The 18,415-nt window shown below is 66.7% G+C and carries 16 protein-coding genes; 14 read left to right on the forward strand and 2 right to left on the reverse strand.

The features are described from left to right. Window positions 1-278: 278 nt before the first annotated feature. From ABL843_RS02625 to ABL843_RS02670, 10 genes are all read left to right on the forward strand, one after another. Window positions 279-1,409, forward strand: coding sequence for a Re/Si-specific NAD(P)(+) transhydrogenase subunit alpha (locus ABL843_RS02625; protein WP_418118874.1), 1,131 nt, complete (start codon window positions 279-281; stop codon window positions 1,407-1,409). Between the two features lie 32 nt (window positions 1,410-1,441). Next, complete coding sequence (locus ABL843_RS02630) at window positions 1,442-1,774, forward strand: NAD(P) transhydrogenase subunit alpha (RefSeq protein WP_093203732.1); 333 nt, start codon at window positions 1,442-1,444, stop codon at window positions 1,772-1,774. Continuing rightward, window positions 1,771-3,195, forward strand: a complete 1,425-nt coding sequence (locus ABL843_RS02635) for an NAD(P)(+) transhydrogenase (Re/Si-specific) subunit beta (RefSeq protein ID WP_126022259.1) — start codon at window positions 1,771-1,773, stop codon at window positions 3,193-3,195. The genes ABL843_RS02630 and ABL843_RS02635 overlap by 4 nt, the downstream gene beginning before the upstream one ends. 100 nt (window positions 3,196-3,295) lie before the next feature. Continuing rightward, on the forward strand, window positions 3,296-4,975 hold the full coding sequence (locus ABL843_RS02640) for a long-chain-fatty-acid--CoA ligase (protein ID WP_418118875.1): 1,680 nt from the start codon (window positions 3,296-3,298) through the stop codon (window positions 4,973-4,975). A gap of 75 nt (window positions 4,976-5,050) precedes the next feature. Then, window positions 5,051-6,055 carry an ABC transporter permease subunit gene (locus tag ABL843_RS02645; RefSeq protein ID WP_184640114.1) on the forward strand — a complete coding sequence of 335 codons (1,005 nt, stop codon included), beginning with the start codon at window positions 5,051-5,053 and terminating at the stop codon, window positions 6,053-6,055. An 8-nt stretch (window positions 6,056-6,063) separates the two neighbouring features. Continuing rightward, window positions 6,064-6,978, forward strand: coding sequence for an ABC transporter permease subunit (locus ABL843_RS02650; protein WP_126022256.1), 915 nt, complete (start codon window positions 6,064-6,066; stop codon window positions 6,976-6,978). A gap of 132 nt (window positions 6,979-7,110) precedes the next feature. Continuing rightward, entirely contained in the window at window positions 7,111-8,136 is a 1,026-nt protein-coding gene (locus ABL843_RS02655) for an ABC transporter ATP-binding protein (protein WP_418118876.1), read from the forward strand. Next, complete coding sequence (locus tag ABL843_RS02660; RefSeq protein WP_126022254.1) at window positions 8,133-9,170, forward strand: dipeptide ABC transporter ATP-binding protein; 1,038 nt, start codon at window positions 8,133-8,135, stop codon at window positions 9,168-9,170. Before ABL843_RS02655 ends, ABL843_RS02660 begins: the two co-directional genes overlap by 4 nt. A 67-nt stretch (window positions 9,171-9,237) precedes the next feature. Further along, a complete protein-coding gene (locus ABL843_RS02665) occupies window positions 9,238-10,869 on the forward strand; it encodes an ABC transporter substrate-binding protein (protein ID WP_126022253.1) in 1,632 nt (543 codons plus the stop codon). Window positions 10,870-11,027: 158 nt separating this feature from the next. Beyond that, the gene (locus tag ABL843_RS02670) at window positions 11,028-11,768 is read left to right on the forward strand and encodes a 5'-methylthioadenosine/adenosylhomocysteine nucleosidase (protein ID WP_240650669.1); all 741 of its coding nucleotides are present in this window, start codon (window positions 11,028-11,030) and stop codon (window positions 11,766-11,768) included. Window positions 11,769-11,770: 2 nt separating this feature from the next. On the opposite strand, the gene ABL843_RS02675 is transcribed toward ABL843_RS02670, so the two are convergent. Both ABL843_RS02675 and corA read right to left on the reverse strand, forming a co-directional pair. Continuing rightward, entirely contained in the window at window positions 11,771-12,535 is a 765-nt protein-coding gene (locus ABL843_RS02675; RefSeq protein WP_369659879.1) for a YoaK family protein, read from the reverse strand. Window positions 12,536-12,602: 67 nt separating this feature from the next. Continuing rightward, window positions 12,603-13,589 (reverse strand): magnesium/cobalt transporter CorA, encoded by a 987-nt coding sequence (corA, locus tag ABL843_RS02680; RefSeq protein ID WP_057593823.1) that lies wholly within the window; start codon window positions 13,587-13,589, stop codon window positions 12,603-12,605. Window positions 13,590-13,828: 239 nt separating this feature from the next. On the opposite strand from corA, the gene ABL843_RS02685 reads away from it, so the two are divergent. The 4 genes from ABL843_RS02685 (at window position 13,829) to hprK (ending at window position 18,346) form a co-directional block, all read left to right on the forward strand. After that, complete coding sequence (locus tag ABL843_RS02685) at window positions 13,829-15,949, forward strand: ATP-dependent helicase (RefSeq protein WP_418118877.1); 2,121 nt, start codon at window positions 13,829-13,831, stop codon at window positions 15,947-15,949. A gap of 350 nt (window positions 15,950-16,299) precedes the next feature. Beyond that, the gene (hpf, locus tag ABL843_RS02690; RefSeq protein WP_125948955.1) at window positions 16,300-16,629 is read left to right on the forward strand and encodes a ribosome hibernation-promoting factor, HPF/YfiA family; all 330 of its coding nucleotides are present in this window, start codon (window positions 16,300-16,302) and stop codon (window positions 16,627-16,629) included. 191 nt (window positions 16,630-16,820) lie between these two features. Next, a complete protein-coding gene (locus ABL843_RS02695; protein ID WP_019655574.1) occupies window positions 16,821-17,288 on the forward strand; it encodes a PTS sugar transporter subunit IIA in 468 nt (155 codons plus the stop codon). Between the two features lie 98 nt (window positions 17,289-17,386). Continuing rightward, entirely contained in the window at window positions 17,387-18,346 is a 960-nt protein-coding gene (gene hprK, locus ABL843_RS02700) for an HPr(Ser) kinase/phosphatase (protein WP_019655575.1), read from the forward strand. Window positions 18,347-18,415 lie beyond the last annotated feature (69 nt).

Raw genomic sequence — 18,415 nt, forward strand, 5'->3', positions numbered from 1 at the left:
TGGGGATTTCGGTCGGCGAACCTCTTTCGGTTGCCGTCAATGCCGTCGCCGGAGCAGACCGCCTGGAATGTAGATCAAAGGCATTCATTTCCTTGCTGGCCGTCTCTATCGAATACCCGAATTCGCTATCAATTGAATAGCTGAAGTTATAGTATCCATAAGCTCCTCAACGCTTTGGGATGAAAACGACAGAGCGCTCCGGCGACAGCGATCGGCTGTAATCTTGCTGTAAGCTGCCGGCACATTCCCCCTGTGCCCCTTGCTCTGAGGAGATCTCTATGCTGATAGGCGTGCCCGCCGAGACACTGGCAGGCGAAACCCGCGTGGCTGTTACACCTGAGACGGTGAAGAAACTGGTGGCCTCCGGGCATACCGTAAGGGTGCAGTCGGGAGCGGGCGTGGCCGCCAGCGCCACCGATGCGGCCTACCAGACCGCAGGCGCGGAGATCACCGACCAGGCAGGCGCCTTCTCCGCCGACATGGTCCTGAAGGTGCGCACGCCCACCGAGGCCGAGACCGCGCTGCTGAAGTCCGGCGCCGTCGTGATCGGCATGCTCAACCCCTTCGACGCGGCCGGCCTGCAGCGCCTGGCCGCCGCCGGCGTCACCGGCTTCGCGCTCGAGGCCGCCCCCCGCACCACCCGCGCCCAGAGCATGGACGTGCTCTCCTCGCAGGCCAACATCGCCGGCTACAAGGCCGTGATGATCGCGGCCGACAAGTACCAGCGCTTCTTCCCCATGCTCATGACGGCAGCCGGCACGGTGAAGGCCGCGCGCGTCGTCATCCTCGGCGTGGGCGTGGCGGGCCTGCAGGCCATCGCCACCGCCAAGCGCCTGGGCGCCGTCATCGAGGCGTCCGACGTGCGCCCCAGCGTCAAGGAGCAGATCGAGTCGCTGGGCGGCAAGTTCATCGACGTGCCCTACGAGACCCAGGAAGAGAAAGACGCGGCCGAAGGCGTCGGCGGCTACGCGCGGCCAATGCCCGCGAGCTGGCTCAGCCGACAGCAGGCCGAGGTCGCCAAGCGCGTGGCGCTGGCCGACGTGGTCATCAGCACCGCGCTCATTCCGGGGCGCGCCGCGCCGACCCTCATCACCGAGGACATGGTCAAGTCCATGAAGCCGGGCTCCGTCATCGTCGACATCGCGGCCGGTAAAGGCCCGGATGGGGTGGGCGGCAACTGCCCGCTGTCCGAAGCCGACAAGACCGTCGTGAAGCACGGCGTGACCATCGTCGGGGAAACGAACCTCGCCGCGCTGGTGGCGGCCGACGCCTCGGCGCTGTATGCGCGCAACGTGCTCGACTTCCTCAAGCTCATCGTCACCAAGGAGGGCGCGCTGAAGATCGACCTCGAGGACGACATCGTCGCCGCCTGCCGCGTCACGCACGACGGCCAGGTCACGAAGAAGTAACGCAACAAGCAACGTCCGTCGAGGAGAAGAACATGGACATCGTCTCTCACACAGTCATCAACCTGATCATCTTCGTGCTGGCCATCTACGTGGGCTACCACGTCGTGTGGACCGTCACGCCCGCGCTGCATACGCCGCTGATGGCGGTGACCAACGCCATCTCGGCCATCGTGATCGTGGGCGCCATGCTGGCGGCCGCGCTCACCGACACGCCCCTGGGCAAGACCATGGGCGTGCTGGCCGTGGCCCTGGCCGCGGTGAACGTCTTCGGCGGCTTCCTCGTCACGAGGCGCATGCTGGAAATGTTCAAGAAGAAGGACAAGAAGGCCGCACCCGCAGCCAACGCCGAGGGAGCTGCCAAGTGAGCATGAACCTCGTCACGCTGCTGTACCTCGTCGCCAGCATCTGCTTCATCCAGGCCCTGAAGGGCCTGAGCCATCCCACCACCTCCATCCGCGGCAACATCTTCGGCATGACTGGCATGGCCATCGCCGTGCTGACCACCGGGGCGTTGATCTACAAGCTCGCCAGCGGCAACCTCGCCGGCCTGGGCTACGTGCTGGTCGCGCTGGTCGTCGGCGGCGGCCTGGGCGCCTACATGGCCAACAAGGTCGAGATGACCAAGATGCCCGAACTGGTCGCTTTCATGCACAGCATGATCGGCCTGGCGGCGGTGTTCATCGCGGTGGCCGCCGTGGCCGAGCCGCATGCCTTCGGCATCGCGCTCAAGGGCGATCCGATCCCGAGTGGCAACCGGCTGGAGCTCTTCCTGGGCGCGGCCATCGGTGCCATCACCTTCAGCGGCTCGGTCATCGCCTTCGGCAAGCTTTCGGGCAAGTACAAGTTCCGCCTGTTCCAGGGCGCACCCGTGCAGTTCTCGGGCCAGCACATGCTCAATCTCGTGCTGGGCCTGGCGACCATCGGCCTGGGGCTGGTGTTCGTCTTCACCGAAAGCTGGCCGGCCTTCTTCGCGATGCTGGCGCTGGCCTTCGTGATGGGCGTGCTCATCATCATCCCCATCGGCGGCGCCGACATGCCGGTGGTGGTGTCGATGCTCAACAGCTACTCCGGCTGGGCGGCCGCGGGCATCGGCTTCAGCCTGAACAACGCGATGCTGATCGTGGCCGGTTCGCTGGTGGGCTCCTCGGGTGCGATCCTGAGCTACATCATGTGCAAGGCCATGAACCGCTCGTTCTTCAACGTGATCCTGGGCGGCTTCGGCGGCGACGCGGCCGCGGCCACGGGCGGCGCGAAGGAGCAGCGTCCGGTGAAGAGCGGCAGCGCCGACGACGCGGCCTTCGTGCTCGGCAACGCCGAGACGGTGGTGATCGTGCCCGGCTACGGCCTCGCCGTGGCCCGCGCCCAGCACGCGGTGAAGGAGCTCGCGCAGAAGCTGGTGGAGAAGGGCATCACGGTGAAGTACGCCATCCACCCGGTGGCAGGCCGCATGCCCGGCCACATGAACGTGCTGCTGGCCGAGGCCGAGGTGCCTTACGACCAGGTGTTCGAAATGGAGGACATCAACGGCGAGTTCGGCCAGGCCGACGTGGCGATCATCCTGGGCGCCAACGACGTGGTGAACCCGGCCGCGCACACCAAGGGCAGCCCGATCTACGGCATGCCGATCCTGGAGGCCTACAAGGCCAAGACCGTCATCGTCAACAAGCGCTCCATGGCCGCGGGTTATGCCGGCCTGGACAACGAGCTCTTCTACATGGACAAGACGATGATGGTCTTTGGCGATGCTAAAAAAGTAGTGGAAGATATGGGCAAGGCCATCGAATAGGCCGAAGGTCCCCGTCCGCGCAGCGGACGAGTTCTTCGCGGCGCCATCAAGTGCGCCGTTTTCGTTTTCAACAGTCCGACTCCCGGAGGAGACAAATCCAATGACCGATCGTCCCTGGCTCAGCAGCTATCCGCAGGGCGTGCCCGCCGATATCGATGCTTCGCAGTACCCCTCGCTGGTCGCGCTCATGGAGGAGAGCTTTAGGAAGTACGCCGACCGCACGGCCTACAGCTTCATGGGCAAGGACATCAGCTATGGCGAGACCGACAGGCAGAGCAAGTCGTTCGCGGGCTACCTGCAGAGCCTGGGCCTCGCCAAGGGCGACCGCGTGGCGGTGATGATGCCCAACTGCCCGCAGTACCCCATTGCGGTCGCGGGCATCCTGCGCGCCGGCCTCATCCTGGTCAACGTCAATCCGCTGTACACGCCGCGCGAGCTGGAGCACCAGCTCAAGGACTCGGGCGCGAAAGCCATCGTCATCATGGAGAACTTCGGCACCACGCTGCAGCAATGCATCGCGAGCACGCCGGTCAAGCACATCGTGCTGGCTTCCATGGGCGACCGCCTCGGCTTCCTCAAGGGCGCGCTCGTCAACTACGTGGTGCGCAACGTCAAGAAGATGGTGCCCACCTTCAGCCTGCCGGGCGCGGTGCGCTTCAACGACGCGCTCGACAAGGGCGCGAGCGCTTCGCTCAAGCCCGTGGCCATCGGACCCGACGACGTGGCGGTGCTGCAGTACACCGGCGGCACCACCGGCGTGTCCAAGGGCGCGGTGCTCCTGCACCGCAACGTGATCGCCAACGTGCTGCAGTCCGAGGCGTGGAACGAGCCGGTCATGAACAAGGTGCCGGCCAACGAGCAGCCCACGGGCGTGTGCGCGCTGCCGCTGTATCACATCTTCGCGTTCACGGTCGGCATGATGCTGAGCATGCGCACGGGCGGCAAGCTGATCCTGATCCCGAATCCGCGCGACATTCCCGGCGTGCTGAAGGAGCTGTCGAAGCACACGATCCACAGCTTCCCGGCCGTCAACACGCTCTTCAACGGGCTGGCGAACCACCCCGACTTCAACACCGTCAACTGGAAGAACCTGAAGGTCTCGGTGGGCGGGGGCATGGCGGTGCAGGCCGCGGTGGCGAAGCTGTGGCTCGAGAAGACCGGCTGCCCGATCTGCGAGGGCTACGGCCTTTCCGAAACCTCGCCCTCGGCCACCTGCAACCCGACCAACAGCACGGCCTACACCGGCACCATCGGCCTGCCGCTGCCGAGCACCTGGCTCAGGCTGCTCGACGACGAAGGCAACGAGGTGCCCGCCGGCGAGCGCGGCGAGATCGCCATCAAGGGCCCGCAGGTGATGGCCGGCTACTGGCAGCGCCCCGACGAGACCGCGAAGGTCATGACGGCCGACGGCTACTTCAAGAGCGGCGACATCGGCGTGGTCGACGAGCGCGGCTACTTCAAGGTGGTCGACCGCAAGAAGGACATGATCCTGGTGTCGGGTTTCAACGTGTACCCGAACGAGGTCGAGGATGTGGTCGCACTCATTCCGGGCGTGCTCGAGTGCGCCGCGGTCGGCGTGCCCGACGACAAGACGGGCGAGGCCGTGAAGCTCGTGATCGTCAAGAAAGACCCTTCGCTCACGGAGGCGCAGGTGCGCGAGTACTGCAGAGCAAACCTTACGGGTTACAAGCAGCCGCGCATCGTAGAGTTTCGTACCGACATGCCGAAGACGCCGGTCGGCAAGATCCTTCGCCGCGAGCTGCGCGACACCAAAAAGTAAGTGCGCGAGCACGCGCTGGAGTAAGGGTTCGGCCCGGGTGGGGCCGAGGCATCGATCTTGCATATTCGCGGGTCGATGCTCAGGTTTGTCTTTACCCGTTTGAGTCTGTTGGTGCCGACCTTCTTCGGCATGACACTGCTCGCCTTCTTTCTCATCCGGCTGGTGCCGGGCGACCCCATTGAAACCATGGCCGGCGAGCGCGGGATCGACCCCGCGCGCCATGCCGAACTGCGCACCGCCTACGGCTTCGACAAGCCGGTGATCGTGCAGTACGGCATCTACATCGCCCGCGTGCTGCACGGCGATCTCGGCAAGTCGCTCATCACGCAGGACACGGTGATGAGCGAGTTCCTCTCGCTCTTCCCGGCCACGGTCGAGCTCGCGGTGTGCGCCATTCTTTTCGCGCTGCTGCTCGGGCTGCCGGCGGGCATCCTCGCGGCGGTGCGGCGCAACTCCATCTTCGACCACGGCGTGATGGCCACCTCGCTCACCGGCTACTCGATGCCGATCTTCTGGTGGGGGCTGCTGCTGATCCTGTTCTTCTCGGTGCAGCTCGGATGGACGCCCGTATCGGGCCGCATCGCGGTGCAGTACTACGTGGAGCCCGACACCGGCTTCCTGCTTGTCGACGCGCTGCGCGCCGGCGAGACCGACGCCTTCTGGTCGGCGCTGCACCACCTCGTGCTGCCGGCCGTGGTGCTCGGCACGGTGCCGCTCGCGGTCATCGCGCGCATGACGCGCTCGGCCATGCTCGAGGTGCTGGGCGAGGACTACATCCGCACCGCGCGTGCCAAGGGGCTTTCGCGCTTTCGCGTGGTGGGGCTGCATGCGCTGCGCAACGCGCTCATTCCGGTGGTGACGGTCATCGGGCTGCAGGTGGGCGTGCTGTTCACGGGCGCGATCCTCACCGAGACCATCTTCTCCTGGCCCGGCGTCGGCAAGTGGCTCATCGAGGCCATCGGCCGGCGTGACTACCCGGTGCTGCAGGGTGGCATGCTGCTGCTCGGCGGCATCGTGATGCTGGTCAACCTTCTCGTAGACGTGGCGTACGGCGTCATCAACCCACGCATCAGGCGCTGAGCTTCCCCATGGCGACAACCACGCAGATCACCGTTTCCGACGGTGCGGGCAAGAGCACCGCACCCCCCGGCCCCTGGCGCGAATTCTGGACGGCCTTCTCGGCCAACCGCGGCGCGGTCATCGGGCTCGCCACCATCGTCGTGCTGCTGCTGGTCGCGCTGTTCGCGCCGTGGATCGCGCCGCACGCACCGAACGAGACCAACAGCGCCGTCTTCCTGCAGCCGCCGGCGTGGCAGAAGGGCGGCTCCATGAGCTACCTGCTGGGCACCGACGCCATCGGCCGCGACATTCTTTCGCGGCTCATGTACGGCGCGCGGCTGTCGCTTTCGATCGGCGTCGCGGTGGTGGCGCTGTCGGTGGTCGCGGGCGTGGTGCTCGGGCTCATCGCGGGCTTCTTCCGCGGCGTGCTCGAGATCGCGATCATGCGGCTGATGGACATCGTGCTCACGCTGCCCAGCCTGCTGCTGGCCATCGTGATCGTCGCGATCCTCGGGCCGGGCCTCGTCAACGCGATGCTCGCGGTGGCCATCGTGGTGCTGCCGCACTACGTGCGCATCACGCGCGCCGCCGTCATCGCCGAGGTCTCGCGCGACTACGTCACCGCCGCGCGCGTGAGCGGCGCCGGCACGCTGCGGCTGATGTTCCGCGAGGTGCTGCCCAACTGCGCCGCGCCGCTGATCGTGCAGGCCTCGCTCGGAATCTCCACCGCCATCCTCGACGCGGCGGCGCTCGGCTTCCTGGGCCTCGGGGCGCAGCCGCCGTCGCCCGAGTGGGGAACCATGCTGGCCGACGCGCGCGAGTTCGTGCTGCGTGCGTGGTGGGTCGTCACCTTCCCGGGAATGGCGATCCTGGCGGCCGTGCTCGCATTCAATCTCCTGGGCGACGGGCTGCGCGATGCGCTCGACCCCAAGCTGAAACGCTAGCATGAAGCACACCCCCAGGCTTGCCCACTTCGTGTGGCCTCCTACCCCCCTTGCAGGGGGCAACACCAGCGGCCCGGCAAAGCCGGTTCCGCGGTGTTCCTGGAACAGGCCGTTCGGGCCGGAGTCACTGATATGCCTTTGCTTGAAATAGAGGACCTGCACGTCGAGTTTCCGACTCAAGGCGGCGTGCTGCATGCGGTAGACGGCGTGAGCCTCAGCCTCGAAGAGGGCGAGGTGCTCGGCATCGTCGGCGAATCGGGCTCCGGCAAGAGCGTCACCATGATGGCGCTGATGGGCCTCGTCGGCTTTCCAGGCCGGGTGCGTGCGGAGCACATGCGCTTCGCGGGCAAGGACCTGCTCGGCATTTCCGACAAGGCGCGCCGTGCGCTGGTCGGCAAGGAAGTCGCGATGATCTTCCAGGAGCCGACCACCAGCCTCAACCCTTGCTTCACCATCGGCTTCCAGCTGATGGAAACGCTGCGGCTGCACCTGAAGCTCGACAAGCGCGAAGCGAAGAAGCGCGCGACCGAGCTGCTGGAGCAGGTGGGCATTCCGGCCGCGTCCTCGCGCCTGGGGAGCTTTCCGCACCAGCTCTCGGGCGGCATGAACCAGCGCGTGATGATCGCGATGGCCATCGCCTGCAATCCGCGCCTGCTGATCGCCGACGAGCCGACCACCGCGCTCGACGTGACCATCCAGGCGCAGATCCTCGACCTGCTGCGCGACCTGCAGAAGGAGCGCGGCATGGCGCTGGTGCTCATCACGCACAACATGGGCGTGGTCAGCGAGATGGCGCAGCGCATCGCCGTGATGTACGCGGGCCAGGTGATGGAGCACCAGCGCGTCGACCGCCTCTTCGCACAGCCGCAGCACCCCTACACCGAGGCGCTGCTCGCGGCACTGCCCGAACGCGCCGCGCCCGAGGGGCGCCTCGCCACCATCAGCGGCGTGGTGCCCGGCGTGCACGACCGGCCCGCCGGCTGCCTGTTCGCGCCGCGCTGCGGCTACGTCACCGAGCGCGCCTGCCAGGTGCGGCCGGCGCTGCGCGAGTCGCACGGCGCCGAGGTGCGCTGCCACTTTCCGCTCGGCGATCCGGGGCGAGGAGAGGCCATCGCGGGCGATCCGCCGAAGCAGCGGGTCGTGGAGGTCGAGGCATGAGCGAGGCATCGACTGAAGTGGTGGTCGAGGCCAAGAACCTCCAGCGCACCTACGACATCCGCCGCGGGCTGTTCCGCGCGCCTTCGCACTTGCGCGCCGTGGGCGACATCTCCTTCCGGATCGAGCGCGGCCGCACGCTGGCCGTGGTCGGCGAATCGGGCTGCGGCAAGTCGACGCTGGCGCGCATGGTCGCGCTGATCGAGAAGCCGACGGCGGGCCAGCTCACGCTGGTCGGCGCCGACGCGGTGAGCCCGCCGCCCGAGCGCAGGCGCGAGCTGCGCCAGGCCGTGCAGCTGGTGTTCCAGAACCCCTACGGCTCGCTCAATCCGCGCAAGAAGATCGCGACGGTGCTCGAAGACCCGCTGGCCATCAACACCACCCTCGGCAAGCAGGAGCGCGCTGCAAAAGCGCGCGACATGCTCGCGCGCGTGGGCCTGCGGCCCGAGTACGCCAACCGCTATCCGCACATGTTCTCGGGCGGCCAGCGCCAGCGCATTGCGATCGCGCGTGCGCTGATGCTGAGCCCGCGCCTGCTGGTGGCCGACGAGCCGGTGTCGGCGCTCGACGTGTCGATCCAGGCGCAGGTGCTGAACCTTCTGGCCGACCTGCAGGCCGAGCTGGGCCTGGCGTATCTCTTCATCTCGCACGACCTCGGCGTGGTGCGGCACATCGCGCACGAAGTGCTGGTGATGTACCTCGGCCATGCGGTGGAGCAGGGGCCGAAGTCGCGCATCTTCTCGCGGCCGCTGCATCCGTACACGCAGGCGCTGCTGGCTTCCACGCCGGGGCTCAGCAGCCAGCGCATCGTGCTCAAGGGCGAGCTGCCGTCGCCGCTGAATCCGCCTTCTGGCTGCGTGTTCAGCACGCGCTGCCCGCATGTGGAGCAGCGCTGCCGCGAAGAGCGGCCGCTGCTGCGCATGCTCGACGAGCGGCAGGTGGCCTGTCACTTCTCCGAGAAGTTCCTGGAAGGCGCGCCGCTCGTGCGCGCCGATGTTCCCTCCGCCGCCTCCATCGCGATGGCGACGAATCCCTAGCGTTCCTTCGGTTCCTGTTTCCGTTCCCGTTCTCGCCGTTCTTTCAACCGTGTATCAAGGAGTCCAAATGAAGACCCAGCCCACCGTTTCGCGCCGCTCACGAAGCCTGGCGCTCCTGGCACCTGCAGCGCTCGCAGCCCTTACCCTGGCCTGCGGCGCGGTGTCCGCCAAGACGCTGGTGTATTGCTCGGAAGGCAGCCCGGAGAATTTCTATCCGGGCATGAACACCACCGGCACCTCTTTCGACGTGACCACGCAGGTCTACAACACGATCGTCGAGTTCGAGCGCGGCGGCACCAAGGTCGTGCCCGGCCTTGCCGAGAAATGGGAGATCTCCCCCGACGGTACCGTCTACACCTTCCACCTGCGCAAGGGCGTGAAGTGGCACACCACGAGCAAGAGCTTCAAGCCCACGCGCGACTTCAACGCCGACGACTTCATCTTCATGATCGAGCGCCAGTGGAAGGAGAGCGACCCCTTCTTCAAGGTCACGAGCCAGAACCACTCCTACTTCAACGACATGGGCATGCCCAAGCTGCTGAAGTCTGTGGACCGCATCGACGACTACACCGTGAAGATCACGCTCAACCAGGCCGAGGCACCGTTCCTCGCGAACCTGGCGATGCAGTACGCGGGCATCCAGTCGAAGGAATACGCCATCGCGATGCTCAAGGCCGGCACGCCCGAGAAGGTCGACCAGGACCCGATCGGCACCGGCCCCTTCTACCTCGTGCAGTACCAGAAGGACGCGATCATCCGCTTCAAGGCCTTCCCGCAATACTGGGGCGGCAAGGCCAAGATCGACGACCTCGTGTTCGCGATCACGCCTGACGCGTCGGTGCGCTGGGCCAAGCTGCAGAAGGGCGAGTGCCACGTCATGCCCTACCCGAACCCGGCCGACCTCGACGCGATCCGCAAGGACCCGAACGTGCAGCTGCTGGAGCAGCCGGGCCTGAACGTGGGATACCTCTCGTACAACACGACGAAGAAGCCTTTCGACGACGTGCGCGTGCGCAAGGCCATCAACATGGCGATCAACAAGAAGGCCATCATCGACGGCGTGTATCTGTCGACCGGCGTGGCCGCGAAGAACCCGATCCCGCCGACCATGTGGTCCTACAACGACGCGGTGAAGGACGATCCGTACGACCCCGAAGCCGCGAAGAAGCTGCTGGCGCAGGCCGGCTTCCCCGACGGCTTCTCCACCGACCTGTGGGCCATGCCGGTGCAGCGCCCGTACAACCCGAACGCCAAGCGCATCGCCGAGCTGATGCAGGCCGACCTCGCCAAGATCAACGTCAAGGCCGAGATCAAGAGCTTCGAGTGGGGCGAGTACCGCAAGCGCCTGCAGGCCGGCGAGCACCAGATGGGCATGCTGGGCTGGACCGGCGACAACGGTGACCCGGACAACTTCCTCTACACGCTGCTGGGCTGCGCCTCGGCGAAGTCGGCCAGCGGCAGCAACATCTCGAAGTTCTGCTACCAGCCGTACGAAGACCTGGTGGTGAAGGCCAAGAGCGCGACCAAGCAGGCCGACCGCGACGCGCTCTACAAGAAGGCGCAGCTGATCTTCAAGGAGCAGGCGCCGTGGTTCACCATCGCGCACGCGGTGCAGCTGAAGCCGGTGCGCAAGGAAGTCGTCGACTTCAAGCTGAGCCCGTTCGGCCGCCACACCTTCTACGGTGTGGACATCAAGTGAACGAGTAAACCCCCAGGCTCCGCGCACTTCGTGTCGCTTCGCCAACCCCCTTGCAGGGGGCAACACCTGCGGCCCGGCAAAGCCGGTTCCGCGGTGTTCCTGGAAAGAGAAATACAGTGAGTTCCCTGTCGCGTCCGCCTGTTGCCATCGTCGCTGCGATGCACGAGGAACTGGGCGCGCTCCTCGCGCTGATGCCCGACGAGCAGCGCGTGCGCGTCGCGGGCCGCGACTTCTGGGTGGGCCATCTGCATGGCCGGCCGGTGGTCGCGGTGCTGTCGCGCATCGGCAAGGTCGCGGCGGCGATCACGGCCACGGTGCTGCTGGAGCGCTTCGGCGTGCGGGCCATCGTGTTCACTGGCGTCGCGGGCGGGCTGGCGCCGGGCGTGAACGTCGGCGACGTGGTGGTCGCGACGCAGTTGCTGCAGCACGACCTCGATGCCTCGCCGATCTTTCCAAAATACGAAGTGCCGCTGATGGGGCTGTCGCGCTTCGCGGCCGATGCAGCCATCGGCGATGCGCTGGCTGCGGTTGCGCGGGAGACGCTGCGCGACCCAGTGGCGCTGGTGGGGCAGGAGGCCGTCGCCGAATTCGGCCTTCATTCGCCGAAGGTGCATCGCGGCCTGCTGGTGAGCGGCGACAGGTTCGTCTCGACCACCGCCGAGAGCGAGGCGCTGCAGCGCGCCTTGCCCGACGCACTCGCGGTCGAGATGGAAGGCGCCCCGGTGGCGCAGGTGTGTCACGACTACGGCGTGCCTTTTGCGGCGATGCGCACGATTTCCGACCGGGCCGACGATGCCGCGCACGGCGACTTCTCGCGCTTCGTCGCCGCGGTGGCGAGCCGCTACAGCCTCGCGCTGGTCGATGCGTGGCTGGCTTCGCTGCCGGCCGAGATCAGCTGAATTCAGCCGAGCGAGGGCGTGCGGCGGCGCGGGATGTCGCGCAGCAGCGGCGGGATCGACAGCGCCAGCAGCAGCGCCGCCAGCGGCACCACGCAGACGAAGCCCACGTACTTGAAGCCCAGCGCCCCCGCCGCGCCGCCGAGCACGAACATGCCGACCAGCCCGCCGGCGCGGCGCATGCGGCTGCGGTCGTGGCGTACGGGCAGGGCGTGCGCCGGCGCCGATTTCGAGCGGCGGTTCCAGTAGAGCATCTTGCCGATCTCGATGCCCATGTCGGTGATGTTGCCGGTCATGTGGGTGGTGCGGATGCTGCCGCCCGAGGTCTTGGAGGCCACCGCGTTCTGCAGGCCCATGATGAAGGACAGCAGCAGCACGGTGAGCGGCACCGCGAAGGGCGTGGCCCAGGTCAGCGTGATGGCGCCCATGAGCCCGAAGGGAAACATCAGCGCCGCCTCCAGCATCAGCGGCAGTGCGTACACGCCGTGCATGCGGTGCTGGCGGGCCCAGTTGACGAGCACCGCGCACACGGCTGCGCCGGTCAGGAAGGCCAGGATCGCGCCCAGTGCGTTCAAGAGCAGCTTGACGTTGCCCAGCACCATGCCGTCGGCCAGCTGCGAGGCGAAGCCGGTCATGTGCGAGGTGTACATGTGCAGCACGAGAAAGCCGCCCGCGTTGATGGCGCCGGCATTGAAGGCCAGCAGGAGGCCCAGCGCGGTGTTGGTCGACGGCGCGCGGTGGCGGTTGGTGAGAAAGCGAATTCTGCGCAAGATGGCTCTCCGGTCGGCGCTTGGGGCCGGAGCCACTCTAGCACCGGGGCCGCCCGGGGAGGCTCTGCTACTTGAGCCAGCCGCGCCGGCGGAAGTACCACATCGGCACCAGCGCGCTCGCCGCCATGAGCACGATGGCGTAGGGGTAGCCCATGGCCCAGTCGAGCTCGGGCATGAACTTGAAGTTCATGCCGTAGATGCTGGCGATCAGCGTCGGCGGCAGCAGCGCCACGCTGGCCACCGAGAAGATCTTGATGGTCTTGTTCTGGTTGATGTTGATGAAACCGACGGTCGCATCCATCAGGAAGTTGATCTTGTCGAAGAGGAAGGCCGTGTGGTTGTCCAGCGACTCGATGTCGCGCAGGATCTGGCGGGCCTCCTCGAACTGCTCGGCGTTGAGCATCTTGCTGCGCATCATGAAGCTGACGGCGCGGCGCGTGTCCATCACGTTGCGGCGGATGCGCCCGTTCAGGTCTTCCTGCCGCGCGATGGCGCCGAGCACCTCGCCGGCCAGCTCGTCGCTGACGTTGCCCGACAGCACCTTCTTGCTCGCGGCCTCGAGCTCGTCGTAGATGTTCTCCAGCGAGTCGGCCGAGTATTCGGCGTCGGCGTCGAAGAGCTTGAGCATCACTTCCTTGGCGTCCTCGATCAGCCCCGGCGCGCGCCTCGCGCGCATGCGCAGCAGGCGGAACACGGGCACGTCCTCGTCGTGGATCGAGAACAGCACGCCGCGGCTGCGCAGGTCGGTGTTGTGCTGGTTGAGGATGAAGGCCACGCGCACGGCGCGCGGGGCTTCGTCGTCGTCGATCAGGAAGTCGGAGCGGATGTGCAGCTCGCCGTTGTCTTCCTCGTAGAAGCGCGCCGATTCCTCGATGTCCTCGTCCATCGCGTCTTCGGGGATGGACAGGCCGTAGTACTGCTTGATCCAGCGCTTCTCTTCGAGCGTGGGCGACTCGAGGTCGACCCAGATCGGCTGGAATCTGGAGAGCTCTTCGAGGGCCTCGATTTCTTCCTGGACTAGGCGGCCGTTGGCGAGCGTGAAGATGTTGAGCATGGGGCTCACTCCCGGGAATGACTGACTGGACGGTGGGCGAGGGGAGGGGCGCTTTCAATTCCCCGGCCCGACGTGCGCAGGAAGCGCGAAAAAAGCGTCAGCGAAAGGGAGTTGAAAGCTGCCGAGACGGGGCGGTTTCCATAGGAAAAATCTCCGGTTGCAGCGTGGCCCGATTATGTCACCGGCCACATGTCGGCGAGGTGGCCGGACTGGACGGGCATACAGTAAAGTCACGGTCCATGCAGAGCACTGCGCTTCCCGTTTTTTCCGCCGCGCCGAAGACCCAGGCCGAACGCCTGGCGCAGGCACTGGCCTCGCTCAACGAGGCGCAGCGCTCGGCGGTGGAGCACGGTGTGGCCGCGGCCACCGCCGGCCCGGACGAACGGCCGCTGCTCGTCATCGCCGGTGCCGGCTCGGGCAAGACCAGTACGCTGGCGCATCGGGTGGCCAGCCTCATCGCCGGCGGCGTCGATCCGCAGCGCCTGCTGCTGCTGACCTTCTCGCGCCGCGCCGCGCAGGAAATGGAGCGCCGCGCCGGCCGCGTGCTCGCGCAGGTGCTGGGGCTTAAGTCGGAGGCGCCGCCCGCGCTGCCGTGGGCCGGCACCTTCCATGGCATCGGCGCGCGGCTGCTGCGCGAGTACGCGCCGCAGATCGGGCTCGACGAGAACTTCACCATCCACGACCGCGGCGACGCCGAAGACCTGATGGGGCTGGTGCGCCACGAGCTCGGGCTTTCTTCCACCGTCAACCGCTTCCCGCGAAAGGGCACCTGCCTGTCGATCTACTCGCGCTGCGTGAACACCCGCGCGCCGCTGGCCCATGTGCTCAAGGAAGCCTTTCCCTGGTGCGACGAATGGGAGGCCGAGCTGAAGAAGCTGTTCGGCGCGTACGTCGAGGCCAAGCAGCGGCAGAACGTGCTCGACTACGACGACCTGCTGCTCTACTGGGCCGAGATGGCGGCCGAGCCCGCGCTGGCCGCGCACATCGGCGCGCGCTTCGACCATGTGCTGGTCGACGAATACCAGGACACCAACCTGCTGCAGGCGTCGATCCTGCTGGCGCTCAAGCCCGACGGGCGCGGCGTGACGGTGGTGGGGGACGACGCGCAGTCGATCTATTCCTTCCGCGGCGCAACGGTACGCAACATCCTCGACTTTCCCTCGCAGTTCACGCAGCCTGCGCGCGTGGTCACGCTGGAGCGCAACTATCGCTCGACGCAGCCGATCCTCGACGTGTCTAACCGCGTCATCGCGCAGGCCGCCGAGCGGCACGCCAAGACGCTGTGGACCGACAAGCCTTCGGCCGGCAAGCCGCTGCTCGTGCTCGTGCCCGACGAGGCGGGGCAGGCGCGCTGGGTGGCCGACAAGGTGCTGGCGCACCGCGAGGGCGGGCTGGCGCTGAAGTCGCAGGCGGTGCTGTTCCGCACCTCGTCGCACAGCGCCGCGCTCGAACTCGAGCTGGCGCGGCGCAACATCCCGTTCGTGAAGTTCGGCGGGCTCAAGTTTCTGGAGGCCTCGCATGTGAAGGACCTGCTCGCGGTGCTGCGCTTCGCGCAGAACCCACGCGGGCGCATGGCGGGCTTTCGCGTGACGCAGCTCATCCCCGGTATCGGGCCCGCCACGAGCGCGCGCCTGCTCGATGCGATGGAGCAGGCGGCCGACCCGGCCCAGGCGGTGCGCGAGTTCGTGCCGCCTTCCGCTGCGCGCGCGCAATGGGCCGACTTCGCGAAGGCCTACGAGGCGCTGCGGGAGCCTGCGCTGAAGTGGCCGGCCGACGTCGAGCTGGCGATGGACTGGTATCTGCCGCATCTGGAGCGCCTGTACGAAGACACCTCCGGCGTGCGGCGCGCCGACGTGGAGCAGCTCGCGCGGCTCGCGGCCGGTTACGCCTCGCGCGAACGCTTCCTCACCGAACTCACGCTCGATCCGCCCGAAGCCACCAGCGACCGACCGGGGCCGCCGCTGCTGGACGAGGACTACCTGATCCTCTCGACCATCCATTCGGCCAAGGGGCAGGAATGGAATTCGGTTCACGTGCTCAATGTGGTCGACGGCTGCCTGCCGGCCGATGTCGCGCAGAGCGCGCAAGAACTGGAGGAGGAGCGGCGCCTGCTCTATGTGGCGATGACACGGGCGCGCGACCACCTGCACCTGCTGGTGCCGCAGCGCTTCCATGTCACGCAGCAGGCGGCGCGCGGCGACCGGCACCTGTATGCCAACCGCACACGCTTCATCGCCGATGCCGACCTGGAAGGCTTCGAGCAGCAGACCTGGCCGCCCCCGCCGGAGCGTCCGCCGGCGGTGCCGCCGCCCAGCTCGGTGATCGATCTGCGCAACAGGATGCGGGCCGCCTGGCGCTGAGCCGGAGACGGCATGGACAGGCCCTTGTGCCGGCATGGTCACCGGCGGGCCGGCATTGAAACACTTGTTTCCAAATCGCGGTATCGCCAGCCCCGCGCGTGCCCGCAGCTATCGATTCGCTAGCGTGTGAAAAGCTGCTCACGAAGCTGCAAAACCCCGGGCAACTCAGGTATTGCAATACCGTGACAGCTTGGGCATAGTGAATCGACCTTCCCCTCTTTCTCACCTCTTCCCACCTCCCTCTTTTCTTTCTCAAGACCCCCAGAGAGAACTCCCGTTTCGTTTCGCCGGCCAAACCGCATCCCGCGGCGCGGTCATTTCCCCCAACCGTCAATTCCAGGAGGTCATTCATGAATTTGACGATCAGCGGTCATCACCTCGACGTCACACCTGCCTTGCGCACCTACGTCACGAGCAAGCTGGACCGGGTCATCCGACATTTCGACCAGGTGGTCGATGTGAAGGTGATCCTCACGGTGGAAAAGCAGAAGGAAAAGGAACGCCGCCAAAGGGCGGAATGCAACATCCACGTCAAGGGCAATGACATGTTCGCGGAGTCGAGCCACGCTGATCTCTACGCTGCGGTCGATGAACTGGTCGACAAGCTCGACCGCCAGGTGGTGCGCCACAAGGACCGCCTGCAGGACCACCATCACGCGGCGCCCAAGCGCGTGATGTAAGTAGCCCCCGGGGCTCGCATATCAAGGCCGCCTTCGGGCGGCTTTTTGTTTTCCGACTGTCACGGTCGGGCTTTTGGCAGTCGCCCAGAGGAGAGCGAGAGGCCTCTGGGCAACATGTAGACAGAAAGTAAATAGGGGGACTGGGGGTTTTTACCAAGCGGGTGCATAATCGCCCCCGCTCTGCACCCACCATGAATCGACTCGCGTCCATCCTGCCGCCCGCTCAAGTGCTTGTGAGCGTTGACGCTACCAGCAAGAAGCGTGCTTTCGAAGAAGCCGGCCTGCTGTTCGAAAGCCTTCACGGTCTGGGCCGTGCCCTCATCACCGACAGCCTCTTCGCGCGCGAGCGCCTCGGCTCCACCGGGCTGGGCCATGGCGTTGCCATTCCGCATGGCCGCATCAAGGGCCTCAAGTCGCCGATGGCCGCTGTGTTCCAGCTGGCCAATCCGATCGGCTTCGACGCCCCCGACGAGCAACCCGTCGCACTGCTGATCTTCCTGCTGGTTCCCGAAGCGGCCACGCAGAAGCATCTCGAAATCCTCTCCGAAATCGCCGAACTGCTGAGCGACGCCAGCCTGCGCGAGCAGATCAAGTCCAGCACGGACGCCACGGCCCTGCACGACCTGATCGCCGGCTGGCAATCGACGCAAGTCGCCTGAGCGCATGCGTTGGCGCGCGCGGCTGCTGATAAGCTGCGCGGCTTCTTCTTCCCTCATTCCAACGCAAAGCCGGCGCCCGCGCGCCGTCTCCTGAACGCATGAAGCCGACCGTCATCAGCGCCGATGCCATGTTCGAGGAGTTCCGTGGCTCGCTCCGCTGGGAATGGCTGGCGGGGCTGGGGGCATCGGAGCGTCAGTTCGATGCGGAGGTCATCAGCCGCGCGCAGTCGGCGGCGGACCTCGTCGGCTACCTCAACTACATCCACCCGTACCGGGTGCAGATCCTCGGCGCCCGCGAGGTCGCCTACCTGACGCGCGGCAGCGAGGAAGACTGCGCCCGGCGCATCGCCCGCATCGTCACGCTGGAGCCGCCGATGCTGGTGCTGGCCGACGGCCAAGCCGCGCCCGACGAGCTGCTGTCGATCTGCGAGCGCGCCCAGTTGCCGCTCTTTGCCACGCGCGAGTCGTCGGCCTTCGTGATCGACCTGCTGCGCGCCTACCTGTCCAAGCACTTCGCCGAGCGCACCTCGATGCATGGCGTGTTCATGGACATCCTGGGCATGGGCGTGATGATCACGGGCGAGTCGGGTCTGGGCAAGAGCGAACTGGGGCTGGAACTGATCTCGCGCGGAAACGGCCTGGTGGCCGACGACGCGGTCGACCTCTACCGCATCAACCAGAACACCATCGAGGGCCGCTGTCCCGACTTGCTGCTGAACCTGCTCGAAGTGCGCGGCATCGGCCTGCTGGACATCCGCGCCATCTTCGGCGAGACGGCGGTGCGCCGGAAGATGCGGCTCAAGCTGATCGTGCACCTGGTGCGGCGCGACAGCTTCGAGCGCGACTACGAGCGCATGCCCTCGGCGCCGCTCACGCAGGACGTGCTGGGCATTCCAGTGCGCAAGGTCATCATCCAGGTGGTGGCTGGGCGCAACATCGCCGTGCTGGTGGAGGCCGCGGTGCGCAATTCGATCCTGCAGCTGCGCGGCATCGACACGTACGCCGATTTCGTGGCGCGGCACCACAAGGCGATGGAGAACTCCCGCGACGGCGATTGATTGATCGCAGAGTGCGGCCGCCGCCGGGCCGCCTCAAGGCGGGCCGCGCCTCCCCCTCGGGGGGTGGAG

The sequence above is a fragment of the Variovorax sp. 350MFTsu5.1 genome (assembly GCF_048302515.1).
Lineage (GTDB): Bacteria > Pseudomonadota > Gammaproteobacteria > Burkholderiales > Burkholderiaceae_C > Variovorax > Variovorax guangxiensis.